Source organism: Actinoplanes sp. NPDC023936, from assembly GCF_040639325.1.
Classification (GTDB): Bacteria; Actinomycetota; Actinomycetes; order Mycobacteriales; family Micromonosporaceae; genus Actinoplanes.
In genome coordinates this window covers 1-12,930 of sequence record NZ_JBEZZR010000012.1, presented here as the reverse complement: position 1 = coordinate 12,930, position 12,930 = coordinate 1, and the positions used below count along the sequence as shown (strand labels likewise).

Below are 12,930 nucleotides of genomic sequence, written 5' to 3'. Positions count from 1 at the left end.
GCAACCCCACGCCGGGTCTAGCGGGGCAGTTCCTTGGCGATGACCTTGGCGAGCTCGCGGAACGCCTTGCCCCGGTGGCTGATCGCGTCCTTCTCGGCCGGGCTCAGCTCCGCGTTGGTCCGCTGCTGGCCGTCGCCCACGAAGATCGGGTCGTAGCCGAAGCCGCCCTCGCCGCGACGGCTGCGCAGCAGCCGCCCGGTCTGCCGGCCCTCGACCAGGTGCTCCCGGCCGTTCGGCAGGACCAGCGCGGCCGCGCAGACGAACGCGCCGCCCCGGTGCTCGTCCGGGACGTCGTCGATCTGCGCCAGCAGCAGGTCCAGGTTGGCCTTGTCGTCGCCGTGCTTGCCGGACCAGCGGGCGCTGAAGACGCCGGGCATGCCGTTCAGCGCATTCACCGCGATGCCGGAGTCGTCGGCCACCGTGGGCAGACCGGTCCGCTTCGCGCCCTCCCGCGCCTTGATCAGGGCGTTCTCGCCGAAGGTGAGACCGGTCTCCGGCACGTCCGGGTAGCCGGGGAAGTCACCGAGGCCGGCCAGCTCCACCTGGGCCAGGCCGAGCGCGGCGTCCAGGATGCGCTGCAGTTCGGCGAGCTTCTTCTGATTGCCGGTGGCGAGCAGCAGCCGGGCGCTCATGCGAGGGCCTTCTGCTGCGCGGCGGCGAGCTCGGCGCATCCGAGCACGCCGAGATCGAGCATGGCGTCCATCTGGGCCCGTTTGAACACGCCGTTCTCCCCCGTTCCCTGAACCTCGACGAAGTCGCCGGCGGCGGTGCACACCACGTTCATGTCCACCTCGGCGGACACGTCCTCGTCGTACATCAGGTCCAGCCGCGCCTCGCCGTCGATGATGCCGACGCTGACCGCCTGGATCGAGGTGTGCAGCACCTTCTCCACCTTGCCGGCGAGCGACTTGCGCTCGGCCAGCCAGGTCACCGCGTCGTGCAGCGCGACGTAGGCCCCGGTGATCGCGGCGGTGCGGGTGCCGCCGTCGGCCTGCAGGACGTCGCAGTCCAGGACGATCGAGTTCTCGCCGAGCGCCTTGAGATCGATGCAGGCGCGCAGGCTGCGGCCGATCAGGCGGGAGATCTCCTGCGTCCGGCCGCCGAGCTTGCCCTTGACGCTCTCCCGGTCGCCGCGGGTGTTCGTGGCGCGGGGGAGCATCGAGTACTCGGCGGTCACCCAGCCGAGGCCGGAGCCCTTGCGCCAGCGTGGCACCCCCTCGGTGACACTCGCGGTGCAGAGCACCCGGGTGTTGCCGAACTCCACCAGGACCGAGCCCTCGGGGTGGATGCTCCAATGCCGGGAAAGCGTCACCGGTCGCAGCTGGTCGGCCGCTCGGCCGTCGGGTCGCGCCATGCCCCCAACCCTATGCGTAACGGGCCGCGCCGGCTTCGTCCGCCCCGGGCTTGCGGGCCGGCGGCAGCGGTGAACGCGCCCACGGCACCGCCGGGCGCAGCGGCACGACCGCCCGCGCCGCGGCCGGCACGGCCGCCGGAAGCGCGCCGTGCGCCCGCAGGAAGCCCTCCACCGAGGCCGGCCAGCCGAAGTGCTCGGCGCGGGCCCGGGCCGCGGCCCGGCGCTCCACCCGCGGCCGCTCCATCAGGGAGCTGACCGCGTCGGCGATCGCGTCGGCGGTGCCCGGCACCGCGATGCCGGCGTTGCCGACCACCTCGGGCAGGGCGCTCTGCTCGTTCACCACGACCGGGGTGCCGCAGGCCAGTGACTCCAGCGCGGCCAGGCCGAACGTCTCCACCGGTCCGGGCGCGATCGTCACGTCCGCGCTGGCCAGCAGGGCGGCCACGTCGGCTCGATCGGAGATGTGGCCGGCGAACCGGACCGGCAGCCGGGCCGCCCGGTACGCCAGCGCGGTACGCCGGGTGCCGTCCCCCGCCATCACCAGGACCGCCGGGATCTTGCCGTTGCGCAGCGCGGCGACCGCGTCGACAGCGAGCTCGGGCCGTTTGGCCGCGGAGAGCCGGCTGCAGTAGACCAGCAGCAGCTCGTCCGGCCGGGCGTACCGCGAGCGCACGCTGACGTCCATCCGGCTCGGGTGGAACAGGTTGAGATCGACGCCGAGCGGCACCTCGACCAGGTTCGGCACGTCCAGCCGGCGGAACTCGGCGGCAGCGAACCCGGTGGTGCAGACGATCGTGTCGAACGCCTCGGCGGTGCGCCGGTTGAACCGGTCGGCGAGCGCGTCACGTTTCGGCATGCCCCAGACGCCGAGCACGCCGGCCAGGCTCTCGTGGGACACCATCATCGAGCGCACGCCGCGCTGCCGGGCCCAGTTGCCGGTCCAGCGCAGGGTGGTCCGGTCGGAGACCTCGATCCGGTCCGGCTCCAGGCTGTCCAGGAGCCGGGTGAGCTCGCTGCGGCCGGCCAGGACGCGGTAGCCGCCGGTGCGCGGCAGCGGGGCGCTGGGAAGGGTGATGACCCGGCCCTGCTTGGTCATCTTGTCCGAGTGACGACGGCCCGGAATGATCAGGACTGGTTCGTGGCCGGCGGCCTTGTAGCCGCGGCCGAGCTGCCGCAGAGCGGTGCGCAGGCCACCGGTGTGGACCGTGACGAAGTTGGCCAGGCGAACGATGCGCAATGCGACAACTCCAAGATCACGACACGTGGTGCATCGATGCAGCCGACCCCGCCCCCGTACATCGGCTCAGAGATCGTATCTGGCCCCGGGACGGACGACTTCGACCGGTCCCGCGTACGCGGCGCTGGCCGCCTCCACAATAGATGCCTCGCTGGCCCAAGCCGGCACCAAATGGGTCAGAAGCAGTCGTCCGACGTCCGCCTTGGTGGCCGCTTCACCCGCTTCGCCCCCGGTGAGGTGCAGGTCAGGGGGGTTGGGCGCGCCATCGAGGTAACTCGCCTCACAGAGGAACAGATCGGCGCCCGCGGCGAGCCGCAGCAGGGCCTCGCACGGCGCGGTGTCCGACGAGTACGCGATCACGCGCCCGTTGTGCTCGATCCGCACCCCGTACGTCTCCACCGGGTGGTTGACCCGATCGACGGTGACCGTCAGCGGGCCGATCGGGAACGTGCCGGGCTGCAACCCGTAGAAGGTGTAGACGTCATCGACCGGCTCGCCCTCGGTGCTGTAGGCGGCCGCGATGCGCTCGGCGGCGCCCAGCGGCGCGTAGACCGGCACCGGCGGCAGCGGCCCGGCCGGGTCGTAACGGCGAACCACCACGTACGTACACGCGTCGAGCATGTGATCACAGTGCAGGTGGGTCAGAAGGATCGCGTCGACCCTGCGCATATCCGAGTACCGCTGCAACGCGGACAACGAACCGGAACCGAAGTCGATCAAGAGCCGGTACCCCTCGGCCTCCACGAGATAGGCCGAACACGCCGACTCGGGGCCGGGGAAACTGCCGGCACAACCGAGAACGGTTAGTCGCATGCGGTTTCCTCTGACTCACGTCGGGTCGAACAACACCCGGTCGCCCACGCCCCACCCGACCGGTCCGCGCTGGACTTGTCAGACCAGTCAATCACGGAGCGAAGCGTACGCCCCGACCAGTGCTTCGCGTAAACAACTGATCGATTTGTCGCGAAATCGACAACGCACATCACAACCGCCGTGACCTCGGTCATCACGAATTATCTCGTTACGTCCAGTGACCCGTCGGCGTTGCTCAGGGTAGTACGTCGAAGGTCATCTGATGGAGGCGCCGTGACCGCGGTCGAACCGGCTCGCACCACCCCTGCCGCGCCCGCACTTTTCGCCGGGGATCCGGCGGTCTTCCGCTTCCCGGCGCCGGAGGATCCGCCGCCCGGCGCGGCCCGGATGCTGGCGATGGCGCTCTACGGCACCGCCCTCGGCCTCACCGGCGTCGGCGTCGGCCTGTACGCGGTGGTGGCGGTCTTCGGCGGCGCGCCCGGCTGGTACCTGCCGGTGCTGGGACTGCTGACGCTGCTCAGCGTCGTGCTGACAGCGGCCGCGTTCCTCGCCATCCACGAGCGGAATCTGCCGTGGTGGCTGCTGATCGCGGCCGCGCCGCCGATGGCCGCCGCGGTGGCGGTGGCCCTGTCCTACTAGGTGCCGTTCTCCTAGATCAGCGAGCTTGGAGAAATCACGCCCAGAGCTGGCCTTCGAGGGCCTCTTCGGCGTCGTTCAGCGTGCCGCCGTACGCGCCCGTCGACAGGTATTTCCAGCCGCCGTCGGCGATCACGAACGCCACGTCGGCCCGGCGGCCCTCGCGGACCGCCTCGTGCGCCACGGCGAGCGCCGCGTGCAGGATCGCGCCGCTGGAGAACCCGGCGAAGATGCCCTCGACCTCGACCAGCTGACGGGTACGCAACACCGCGTCCCGGGTGCCGACCGAGAACCGCCGGTCCAGCACCGAGGCGTCGTACAGCTCGGGAACGTAACCCTCGTCGATGTTGCGCAGGCCGTAGACGAGTTCGCCGTACCGTGGCTCGGCCGCGACGATCTGGATGCCGTCGACCTTCTCCCGCAGGAACCGGCCGGTGCCCATCAGCGTGCCGGTGGTGCCCAGGCCGGCCACGAAGTGCGTGATCGTCGGCAGGTCGTGCAGCAGCTCGGGACCGGTGGTCTCGTAGTGCGCGCGGGCGTTCGCCGGGTTGCCGTACTGGTAGAGCATCTTCCAGTCGGGGTGCTCGGCGGCGATCTGCTTCGCGGTCGCCACCGCCTGGTTCGAGCCACCGGCGGCCGGCGAGAAGATGATCTCAGCGCCGTACATGCGGAGCAGCTGGACGCGTTCCGCCGACACGTTCTCCGGCATCACGCAGACCAGCCGGTACCCCCGCAGTTTCGCCACCATGGCGAGCGCGATGCCGGTGTTCCCGCTGGTCGGCTCCAGGATGGTGTCGCCGGGACGCAGGTGCCCGGTCTCCTCAGCCTCGCGCACCATGAACAGCGCGGCGCGGTCCTTGATGCTTCCGGTCGGGTTCCGGTCCTCCAGCTTGGCCCACAGCCGCACCGGCGGCGCCCCTTCGGGCACCGCCGGGGAGAGCCGGGGCAGGCCGACGAGCGGCGTGCCCCCGCACGCGTCGAGCAGGCTCTCGAAACGAGCCATTTTATCCGCCTTTAATCCGTTTTAGGGGCGGGGAAGGATCAGAGAGAGCCGAAGAGCGCGGCCGCGGCCGCGAAGCCCAGGGCGCCACCGGCGACGGCCGGCAGGATGGTGATCGAGTCGCCGTCCTTCACCTTCGCGTCGAGCGCGCCGAGGAACCGGACGTCCTCGTCGTTCACGTAGATGTTGACGAACCGGTGCAGGCCGCCCTCGGGCGTGATGAGCCGGCCCTTGAGTCCGTTGTGCTTGGCGTCCAGATCGTCGATCAGGCCGGAGAGCGTGTCACCCGCACCCTCGACGACCTTGGAACCGCCGGTGTAGCTGCGCAGGATGGTGGGAACGCGAACTTCGATAGCCATGACTGTCAATGCTCCTAGAGAGTGTCGTTCACGAAGAAGGGCAAAGCGGGTCGGGACGGTCGCTCAGCGACACTCGTAGACCACCGACACCGGGCTCTGCCCGAACATGTACGACTGCACGGCACTCACCTTCACGCGTCCACCGTCGCATCCACGATGTTGACCTCTTCTTCGGTCACCACACCGTCCACGATACGGAACGAGCGGATCTCCTCCACATCCGGCTCACGTGTCGAGACGAGGAGATAGTGCGCGTTCGGCTCACCTGCGAACGAGATGTCGGTGCGGGACGGGAACGCCTCCGTGGCGGTGTGCGAGTGGTAGATGACCACCGGCTCCTCGTCGTTGTCGTCCATCTCGCGCCAGACCCGCAACTGCTCCATCGAGTCGAACTCGTAGAACGTCATCGAGCGGGCCGCGTTGTCCATCGCGATGTGCCGGCGGGGAACGTCACTGCCGATCGGCCCGGCGACGACGCCGCAGGCCTCGTCCGGGTGATCCCGGCGGGCGTGGGCGACGATCGCGTCGATGATCGCCTTGTCGATGGTCAGCACGGCGTTCACATTACCGAAGTATTTCGGGCCACCGGGGGTGGCGGTCCCCACACCTGGCGTTACTTCATATCCGGCAAAACGTTCAGCAGGGACTCCTGGAGATAGCCCAGGTACGCATAGACGGAGAGCTGGAAAACCCGGCTGGATCCGGGGTCCTCCAGGACCGCTTCGTCCAGTTCCTCGGCGAGGTCGGTATCGGCCCGGATCTCGAGCCGGGTGCCCATCGCGAGCCGGGCGTCGTTTATCGCACGGAGCCAGGCCTCGGCGGCCTCACCGTCCAGCCGCACCTCGCCCTCGCCCTCGTCCGGCAGGGCCGCGAGAATCGCGCCCGCCTGATCGATCTTGCTGGTCTTGAGGTCGCTCTCGGTGTAGAGCCGGAACTCACTCGAGTCCTCCGGCCGGTCCGGATAGATGTCCGGGAAGAGGCGGGACACCACCGGGTCGGTGTGGTCCATGCCGTCGGTCAGCAGGCCCACCACCTCGGCCGCCACTTTCCGCAGCACACGAACCTCGTCGTGCTCGAAGGTGGCCACACACTGGCCGCCGATGCGTCGGAACATGCTCTTCCCCACCCGCTTTGTCGGACCTCAGGCCCGGTCGACCGTGGCCCAGAGACCGTATCCGTGCAGTTGGTTGGCGTCCATTTCCATGCGCTCCCGGGCACCGGTGGAGACCACCGCTTTGCCCTTCGTGTGCACGTCCATCATCAGCTGCTCCGCTTTCTCCTTGCTGTAGCCGAAGAGCTTTTGAAAGACCCAGGTCACGTACGACATCAGGTTGACCGGATCGTCCCAGACGATCGTCACCCAAGGCCGGTCAGCAGCCGGTTCTTCCTTGATCTCCGGCGTCTCGACGGGAGCAACCTGTGGTAACGCCATGCCCCCATGTTGCCACCGGATTCGGCGGATCGGTGAACCGGAGCACCGAACCGCAGGTCAACACCCGTTCGGTGCCCGCGCGCCGCAGATCCGCGTCCGGCGCAATAGGGTAGGGCCGTGGAGACCAGCACCCCCGCCTTGATGACGGATCACTACGAGCTGACCATGATCAGCGCCGCGCTCAAGGACGGCACCGCCGCGCGGAGTTGCGTCTTCGAGGTCTTCGCCCGGCGCCTGCCCACCGGCCGGAGGTACGGGGTGGTGGCCGGCACCGGCCGCCTGATCCAGCTGATCAAGGATTTCCGGTTCGACCCCGCCGATGTGGATCATCTGCGCTCGTCCGGCGTGGTCGACGAGACGACCGCGACCTGGCTGGCGAACTACCGCTTCACCGGCGACATCGAGGGGTACGCGGAGGGTGAGCTCTTCTTCCCCGGATCACCGATCCTGACCGTTTCCGGCACGTTCGCCGAGTGTGTGGTGCTGGAGACGCTGATCCTGTCGGTGCTCAACCACGACAGCGCGATCGCGGCTGGCGCGGCCCGCATGGTCACCGCGGCCCGCGGCCGGCCGATCATCGAGATGGGCTCGCGCCGGACCCACGAGCACGCCGCTGTCGCCGCGGCCCGGGCGGCGTACCTGGCCGGTTTCGCCTCGACGTCGAACCTCGCGGCCGGCCGGTGCTACGGCATCCCCACCACCGGCACCTCCGCGCACGCGTTCACGCTGCTGCACGACGACGAGCCGACCGCCTTCGGCTCCCAGGTGGCGGCGCTCGGCAAGAACACCACGCTGCTCGTCGACACGTACGACATCAGCCAGGGCATCCGCAACGCGATCGCGGTCGCCGGTCCCGACCTGCGGGCCGTGCGGATCGACTCCGGCGACCTGTCGGTGCTGGCCCAGCACTCCCGCGAGCTGCTCGACTCGCTGGGCGCCACGGAGACCAAAATCATCGTCTCGGGCGACATGGACGAGTACTCGATCGCCACCCTCGCCGCCGAGCCGGTCGACATGTACGGCGCCGGCACCGCCGTCGTCACCGGCTCCGGAGCGCCCACCGCCGGCCTGGTCTACAAGCTGGTCGAGGTGGAGAGCCGCCCGGTCGTGAAACGCTCGGAGAACAAGGCGACGGTCGGCGGCCGCAAGACCGCGGTCCGCCGCCACAAGCCCACCGGCACCGCCATCGAGGAGATCATCTACTCCAAGGGCCTGCCCGACCACCAGGCCGGCGACCGCCTGCTGCAGCACACCTTCATCGCGTCCGGCCAGGTGCAGCCGCTGCCCACGCTGGCCGAGTCCCGCGAGCACCTGCGGCAGTGCCTGATCTCCATCCCGTGGGAGGGCCTCAAGCTCTCCGCCGGCGATCCCGCCATCCCCGTCGTCATCGTTCCTACCGCATAAGAGGGGCTCTCATGTCTCGCGCGCTGATCATCGTCGACGTGCAGAACGACTTCTGCGAGGGCGGCTCGCTCGCCGTGTCCGGCGGCGCCGCGGTCGCCAAGGGCATCTCGCTGGTGCTCGCCAAGGCCGGCGAGCGCTGGGACCACGTGGTCGCCACCAAGGACTGGCACATCGACCCGGGCTCGCACTTCAGCGAGACACCCGACTTCGTCGACTCGTGGCCGGTGCACTGCGTGGCCGGCTCCGGCGGCTCCGACTTCCACCCGGAGCTCGCCACCGACCGGATCGAGGCGGTCTTCCGCAAGGGCGAGTACCAGGCGGCCTACTCCGGCTTCGAAGGCCGGACCGAGGCCGGCGAAACCCTCGCGGACTGGCTGCGGGGCAAGGGAGTCACCGACGTCGAGGTGGTGGGCATCGCGACAGACCATTGCGTACGGGCTACCGCACTCGACGCCGCCGCGGCCGGTTTCACCACCACCGTGGTCCTCGAACTGACCGCCGGAGTGGCCCGGGCCACCACCGAGGCCGCCCTGGAGCAGCTGCACGCCGCCTCGATCGCGACGACGGGTTCACCGGTTGTCGACGCCTGACCTCCCAGCCGACGCTGGCCTTCCAGCCGGCGCTGACCTCCCGGCCGGTCTTGACCTCGTCGATCTCTGGCCGCTGTTCGGCCTGGTGATCCGCACCGCACGCCTGGAACTGCGCCTGCCCCGCGAGGGTGAACTGACCGCCCTCGCCGGGGTGGCCGCCGGGGGCGCCTACCGCCCGGGCGAAGAGCCGTTCCTGACACCGTGGGGCGACGGCACCCCGGCCGGGCGCGCCCGGGCGGTGCTGACCGGGCAGTGGCGTTCTCAGTCCGCCTGGAAGACCGCCTCGTGGGAGCTGCCGCTCGGCGTCTTCGCGGGCGGCCGGCCTCTCGGCATGGTCGCCCTGCTGGCCCGCGACTTCCCCGTCGCCCGGCAGGTCACCACCTGGTCGTGGCTCGGCCTGGACCATCACGGCAAGGGTTACGGCACCGAGGCGCGGACCGGGCTGCTCGCCCTCGCCTTCGACCACCTCGGCGCCGCGTCCGCGCGTACCGATGTCTTCCAGGACAATCTCGCCTCCCAGGCGGTGTCCCGCAAGCTGGGGTACGAACCGGACGGCATCTCGATCGACGCCCGTGCCGGCGAGGCCCTGATCTCCCACCGGCTGCGCCTGTCCCGGGACAGGTGGGCGTCGGAGGATCGACCTGCGGTCACCGTGACCGGCTTGGAACCGTGCCTACCGTTCTTCACCGGCCAGCCGTCCTGACCACTGGAACCGCGCCTACCGCCGCACCGCCCAACCGTCATGATCAACGGATGAGCGACCAGAGCTTCCTCCTGCTGCACGGCTGGCAGAACCGCCGCCCACCCGAACACTGGCAGCACTGGCTGGCCGGCGAGCTGACCGCGCTGGGCCACTCGGTCGACTACCCCCAGTTGCCGAACCCGGACTTCCCGGTGCTCGAGGAATGGCTGGCCGAACTGCGTACCCGGGTCGCCGCGATGCCCGGCACGCGGCGCACGGTCCTCTGCCACAGCCTCGGCTGCCTGCTCTGGCTGAACGCGGCCGCCCGCTCCGAGGTGCCACTGCCGGTCGACCGGGTGGTCCTGGTCGCGCCGCCGTCGCCGTCGGTCACGCTGAGCCACCCCGAGATCGCCGGCTTCGCCCCGCCGGCCGTGACGCCCGCCGACCTGCGGGCGGCGTCCCACTACACCAGGCTGGTGGGCAGCGACAACGACCCGTACTTCCCGGAGGACATCACCGCCGTGTACGGCGATCCGCTCGGCGTGCCGACGGACATCCTGCCGGGCGCCGAACACCTGAACCACGAGTCGGGTTACGGACCGTGGCCGTCGATCCTCACGTGGTCCACAGCCCCGACCAACGACACCCCGATCGAGCGGCGCCCCGCCTGAGCCACCCGCCGGTGGTGATCCAGTCGGCACACGGGCTGCGGGGTCGCACCCCTCCAGGGCCGATCGGCTCCCGGCGTCACAGAGCGTCACGGGCTGGGTGAAAGCAGTGCGGGGTGTGCGGAATGTGGCGGGGCCCGGAGCATCCACCAGATTCCGCAATGCCGCTCGTTGCCCAACAATCGCGCCACTCCGCGTGACGATCACGCCGAGATCGCTCCGGCCGAACGTCCTCGGCCCGACGCCAGGCGCCCTCGGACCGAGGCAGGCCAGGCGCCCCCGGACCGAGGCCACCCGCCCCGCCAACGCCAGGCGCGCTCGGGGCCAACGCGACGCCCTCCGCCACGCGACCTGCCCCCGCCAGCGAGACGTGCCCGGACCGAGGCGACGTGCCCCCAGGCCGACGCGACATGCCCTCGGACCGACGCGAGCCGTAGCGCACGCCGGTTACCGGATCGGAAGGCGCGTGCCAGGGCGCGGCAGAGAGAGCGAGAAAGCGGCAGGCGGCGACTTCAGTCGTGGTGACGGAGGCCGGCGCGAGCGGGCAAGTCGTCGAGACCGGCGCCCGGCGGCGCGGCAACCGGCGGCGCGGCAACCGGCGGCGCGGCAACCGGCGGCGCGGCAACCGGCGGCGCGGCGAGGGCCGGCTCCGCAAGAGTCGGCGGCGCAGCGTGAGCCGGCCCCACGACCGGCGGCTCAGGGAGGGGCGGCTCCGGGGTTTCGCGGCCGCGGCGGCGGAGCTCGGCGGGCAGGACGACCAGGGCCACCAGCACGCCCACCGCGCCCACCGCCACGAAACCCCACGCCGCGCCCTTCGTGTCGATCGCCAGGCCGGCCAGCGGACCGCCCAGGGCGACGCCGACGGTGAGGGCCGAGTTGTGCATGCCCATCGCCTCGCCGCGGGCCGCCGCCGGGATCATGCGGCTGATCGCGTCGGAGCTGGCGGTGATCGTCGGGGCGCAGAGGGCGCCGGCCGGGATGAGCAGCAGGGCGAGCAACCACCAGTGGTCGCCGCCGAGGCCGACCGGGATGGTGAGCAGCGCCATCGGGGCGAACAGGGCCAGGGCGGGCAGGCCGCGACGGATCGTCCCGTACGCGAAACCGCCCAGCAGGGAGAAGAACGCCCACAGCGAGAGCACCGCACCTGTCCAGTGCACCTCGCCGGACTCGCGCAGCACGGCGACCACCGCCACGTCGGTGCCGGAGAGCACCAGGGTGGCGGCCATCGTGACGGCGAGGATGGCGACGAAGCGCGGGCTCAGCCAGCTGCGCCGCGGCACCTGCTCGCCGCTCGCGACGGGCTTCTCGTGCGCGGCCCGGGTGGGCGGGTTGAGCAGCCAGAGGCCGAGGCCGGAGAGGAGGATGCCGCCGGCCAGGGCGAGCATGGCGACCCGCGGGCCGGCGCTGGTGGCGATCAGCACGCCGAGCGCGGGCCCGGCCATGAACGACATCTCGGTGGTGATCGAGTCGAGGGCGAAGGCGGGCAGCCGATGCGACTCGGGGGTCAGGGCGGCGATCGACTGCCGGGCCACCGAGAAAGCCGGCAGGGCCAGGAATCCGCCGACCACGGCGACCGGGAGAAGTGCCCAGTACGGCAAGGACTGCGCCACCAGCCAATAGATCACCTCGGCCACGGTGGTGAGCACGAGCACCGGCCGCAGCCCACGCCTGTCGATGAGACGGCCCATCACCGGCGCACCGACCGAGCCGCCGATCGTGGCGGCCGCGCCGACCAGACCGGCCGCACCGTAACCCCGGCCGAGGTCGGTCACGACGTGCAGCGTGAGCACCACCGCGGCGGCCGCGATCGGGATGCGGGCGAGCGTGGCGACCACGAGCAACGACGGGATCTTCGGCAGGGCGAGGGTTTCCCGGTAAGGCGTGAGCAACATGACGATCCTGACCTCCGCCGCCGATCCTCCCCCAGAGGTACGACAAGAAACCACCGGGTTTAACGAGGGTCACGTAACACGGCGGAAACGCGAACGGGCCGGCCCCGAAGGGCCGGCCCGTGTCGCAGGAAAAACTAGCTCTGATCTTCCTTGTAGGTCGCGCCACCGTCGGACTCGGCGGTCAGCGGCCGGGCGCCACCCTCGGGCGGGCCGGCGAGCGAGTGACCGGCGGCCAGCTCCGGGAACTTCTCGTCGAAGGCGGGACGCTCGGAGCGGATCCGCGGCATCCGGTCGAAGTTGCGCAGCGGCGGCGGGGTGGTGGTGGCCCACTCGAGCGAGTTGCCGTGACCCCACGGGTCGTTGGCGTTGGTGACCTTGCCGACCTTGTAGGACTTCCACACGTTGTAGATGAACGGCAGGGTCGACAGGCCGAGGACGAACGAGCCGATCGTCGAGAACGTGTTCAGGAAGGTGAACCCGTCGCTCGGCAGGTAGTCCGCGTACCGCCGGGGCATGCCCTTCGTGCCCAGCCAGTGCTGCACCAGGAACGTCGCGTGGAAGCCGATGAAGGTCAGCCAGAAGTGAATCTTGGCGAGCCGCTCGTCGAGCATCCGGCCGAACATCTTCGGGAACCAGAAGTAGATGCCGGAGAAGACCGCGAACACGATCGTGCCGAACAGCACGTAGTGGAAGTGCGCGATCACGAAGTACGAGTCGGAGACATGGAAGTCGATCGGCGGCGCGGCGAGCAGCACACCGGAGAGACCGCCGAAGAGGAACGTCACCATGAAGCCGATCGCGAAGAGCATCGGCGACTCGAAGCTGATCTGGCCGCGCCACATGGTGCCGATCCAGACGAAGAA

General features: G+C 70.4%; 15 protein-coding genes and 1 pseudogene. 5 read left to right on the top strand and 11 right to left on the bottom strand.

What is annotated here, in order from left to right:
- Window positions 1–17: 17 nt before the first annotated feature.
- The 4 genes from rdgB to AB0F72_RS17765 form a co-directional block, all read right to left on the bottom strand.
- On the bottom strand, window positions 18–632 hold the full coding sequence (rdgB, locus tag AB0F72_RS17780; RefSeq protein ID WP_360431877.1) for an RdgB/HAM1 family non-canonical purine NTP pyrophosphatase: 615 nt from the start codon (window positions 630–632) through the stop codon (window positions 18–20).
- Window positions 629–1,354 (bottom strand): ribonuclease PH, encoded by a 726-nt coding sequence (rph, locus tag AB0F72_RS17775; protein WP_360431874.1) that lies wholly within the window; start codon window positions 1,352–1,354, stop codon window positions 629–631. Before rph ends, rdgB begins: the two co-directional genes overlap by 4 nt.
- A 10-nt stretch (window positions 1,355–1,364) precedes the next feature.
- Window positions 1,365–2,591 (bottom strand): glycosyltransferase, encoded by a 1,227-nt coding sequence (locus tag AB0F72_RS17770; RefSeq protein ID WP_360431871.1) that lies wholly within the window; start codon window positions 2,589–2,591, stop codon window positions 1,365–1,367.
- Window positions 2,592–2,657: 66 nt separating this feature from the next.
- A complete protein-coding gene (locus tag AB0F72_RS17765; protein WP_014441062.1) occupies window positions 2,658–3,404 on the bottom strand; it encodes an MBL fold metallo-hydrolase in 747 nt (248 codons plus the stop codon).
- A 273-nt stretch (window positions 3,405–3,677) separates the two neighbouring features.
- On the opposite strand from AB0F72_RS17765, the gene AB0F72_RS17760 reads away from it, so the two are divergent.
- Entirely contained in the window at window positions 3,678–4,043 is a 366-nt protein-coding gene (locus AB0F72_RS17760; RefSeq protein ID WP_360431868.1) for a hypothetical protein, read from the top strand.
- Window positions 4,044–4,077: 34 nt separating this feature from the next.
- Here AB0F72_RS17760 and AB0F72_RS17755 read toward each other — a convergent pair whose 3' ends face one another.
- The 5 genes and pseudogenes from AB0F72_RS17755 to clpS form a co-directional block, all read right to left on the bottom strand.
- Window positions 4,078–5,043, bottom strand: coding sequence for a cysteine synthase (locus AB0F72_RS17755; RefSeq protein WP_360431865.1), 966 nt, complete (start codon window positions 5,041–5,043; stop codon window positions 4,078–4,080).
- 38 nt (window positions 5,044–5,081) lie between these two features.
- On the bottom strand, window positions 5,082–5,399 hold the full coding sequence (locus tag AB0F72_RS17750; RefSeq protein ID WP_360431862.1) for a MoaD family protein: 318 nt from the start codon (window positions 5,397–5,399) through the stop codon (window positions 5,082–5,084).
- Between the two features lie 63 nt (window positions 5,400–5,462).
- Window positions 5,463–5,953: pseudogene (locus AB0F72_RS17745) on the bottom strand (M67 family metallopeptidase).
- A gap of 59 nt (window positions 5,954–6,012) precedes the next feature.
- Complete coding sequence (locus tag AB0F72_RS17740) at window positions 6,013–6,513, bottom strand: DUF2017 domain-containing protein (protein WP_360431859.1); 501 nt, start codon at window positions 6,511–6,513, stop codon at window positions 6,013–6,015.
- Window positions 6,514–6,540: 27 nt separating this feature from the next.
- The gene (gene clpS / locus AB0F72_RS17735) at window positions 6,541–6,831 is read right to left on the bottom strand and encodes an ATP-dependent Clp protease adapter ClpS (protein ID WP_360431856.1); all 291 of its coding nucleotides are present in this window, start codon (window positions 6,829–6,831) and stop codon (window positions 6,541–6,543) included.
- Between the two features lie 117 nt (window positions 6,832–6,948).
- Between clpS and AB0F72_RS17730 the strand changes: the two genes are divergently transcribed.
- From AB0F72_RS17730 to AB0F72_RS17715, 4 genes are read left to right on the top strand one after another with little or no spacing between them, the layout of a single operon-like run.
- Window positions 6,949–8,235, top strand: coding sequence for a nicotinate phosphoribosyltransferase (locus AB0F72_RS17730; RefSeq protein ID WP_360431854.1), 1,287 nt, complete (start codon window positions 6,949–6,951; stop codon window positions 8,233–8,235).
- Between the two features lie 11 nt (window positions 8,236–8,246).
- Window positions 8,247–8,825 carry an isochorismatase family protein gene (locus AB0F72_RS17725; RefSeq protein ID WP_360431851.1) on the top strand — a complete coding sequence of 193 codons (579 nt, stop codon included), beginning with the start codon at window positions 8,247–8,249 and terminating at the stop codon, window positions 8,823–8,825.
- On the top strand, window positions 8,812–9,528 hold the full coding sequence (locus AB0F72_RS17720; protein ID WP_360431848.1) for a GNAT family protein: 717 nt from the start codon (window positions 8,812–8,814) through the stop codon (window positions 9,526–9,528). The genes AB0F72_RS17725 and AB0F72_RS17720 overlap by 14 nt, the downstream gene beginning before the upstream one ends.
- A gap of 50 nt (window positions 9,529–9,578) precedes the next feature.
- A complete protein-coding gene (locus AB0F72_RS17715; protein WP_360431845.1) occupies window positions 9,579–10,178 on the top strand; it encodes an alpha/beta hydrolase in 600 nt (199 codons plus the stop codon).
- 509 nt (window positions 10,179–10,687) lie between these two features.
- Here AB0F72_RS17715 and AB0F72_RS17710 read toward each other — a convergent pair.
- Entirely contained in the window at window positions 10,688–12,067 is a 1,380-nt protein-coding gene (locus AB0F72_RS17710; protein ID WP_360431842.1) for an MFS transporter, read from the bottom strand.
- A gap of 134 nt (window positions 12,068–12,201) precedes the next feature.
- On the bottom strand, window positions 12,202–12,930 hold a 729-nt coding region (locus AB0F72_RS17705), incomplete at its 5' end, for a cbb3-type cytochrome c oxidase subunit I (protein ID WP_360431839.1).

Coding starts and splice junctions, on each gene's coding strand:
- AB0F72_RS17740 (WP_360431859.1), bottom strand. CDS start 6,513: ATGTTCCGACGCATCGGCGGCCAGTGTGTGGCCACCTTCGAGCACGAC.
- clpS (WP_360431856.1), bottom strand. CDS start 6,831: ATGGCGTTACCACAGGTTGCTCCCGTCGAGACGCCGGAGATCAAGGAA.
- AB0F72_RS17710 (WP_360431842.1), bottom strand. CDS start 12,067: ATGTTGCTCACGCCTTACCGGGAAACCCTCGCCCTGCCGAAGATCCCG.
- AB0F72_RS17755 (WP_360431865.1), bottom strand. CDS start 5,043: ATGGCTCGTTTCGAGAGCCTGCTCGACGCGTGCGGGGGCACGCCGCTC.
- rdgB (WP_360431877.1), bottom strand. CDS start 632: ATGAGCGCCCGGCTGCTGCTCGCCACCGGCAATCAGAAGAAGCTCGCC.
- AB0F72_RS17765 (WP_014441062.1), bottom strand. CDS start 3,404: ATGCGACTAACCGTTCTCGGTTGTGCCGGCAGTTTCCCCGGCCCCGAG.
- AB0F72_RS17725 (WP_360431851.1), top strand. CDS start 8,247: ATGTCTCGCGCGCTGATCATCGTCGACGTGCAGAACGACTTCTGCGAG.
- rph (WP_360431874.1), bottom strand. CDS start 1,354: ATGGCGCGACCCGACGGCCGAGCGGCCGACCAGCTGCGACCGGTGACG.
- AB0F72_RS17715 (WP_360431845.1), top strand. CDS start 9,579: ATGAGCGACCAGAGCTTCCTCCTGCTGCACGGCTGGCAGAACCGCCGC.
- AB0F72_RS17750 (WP_360431862.1), bottom strand. CDS start 5,399: ATGGCTATCGAAGTTCGCGTTCCCACCATCCTGCGCAGCTACACCGGC.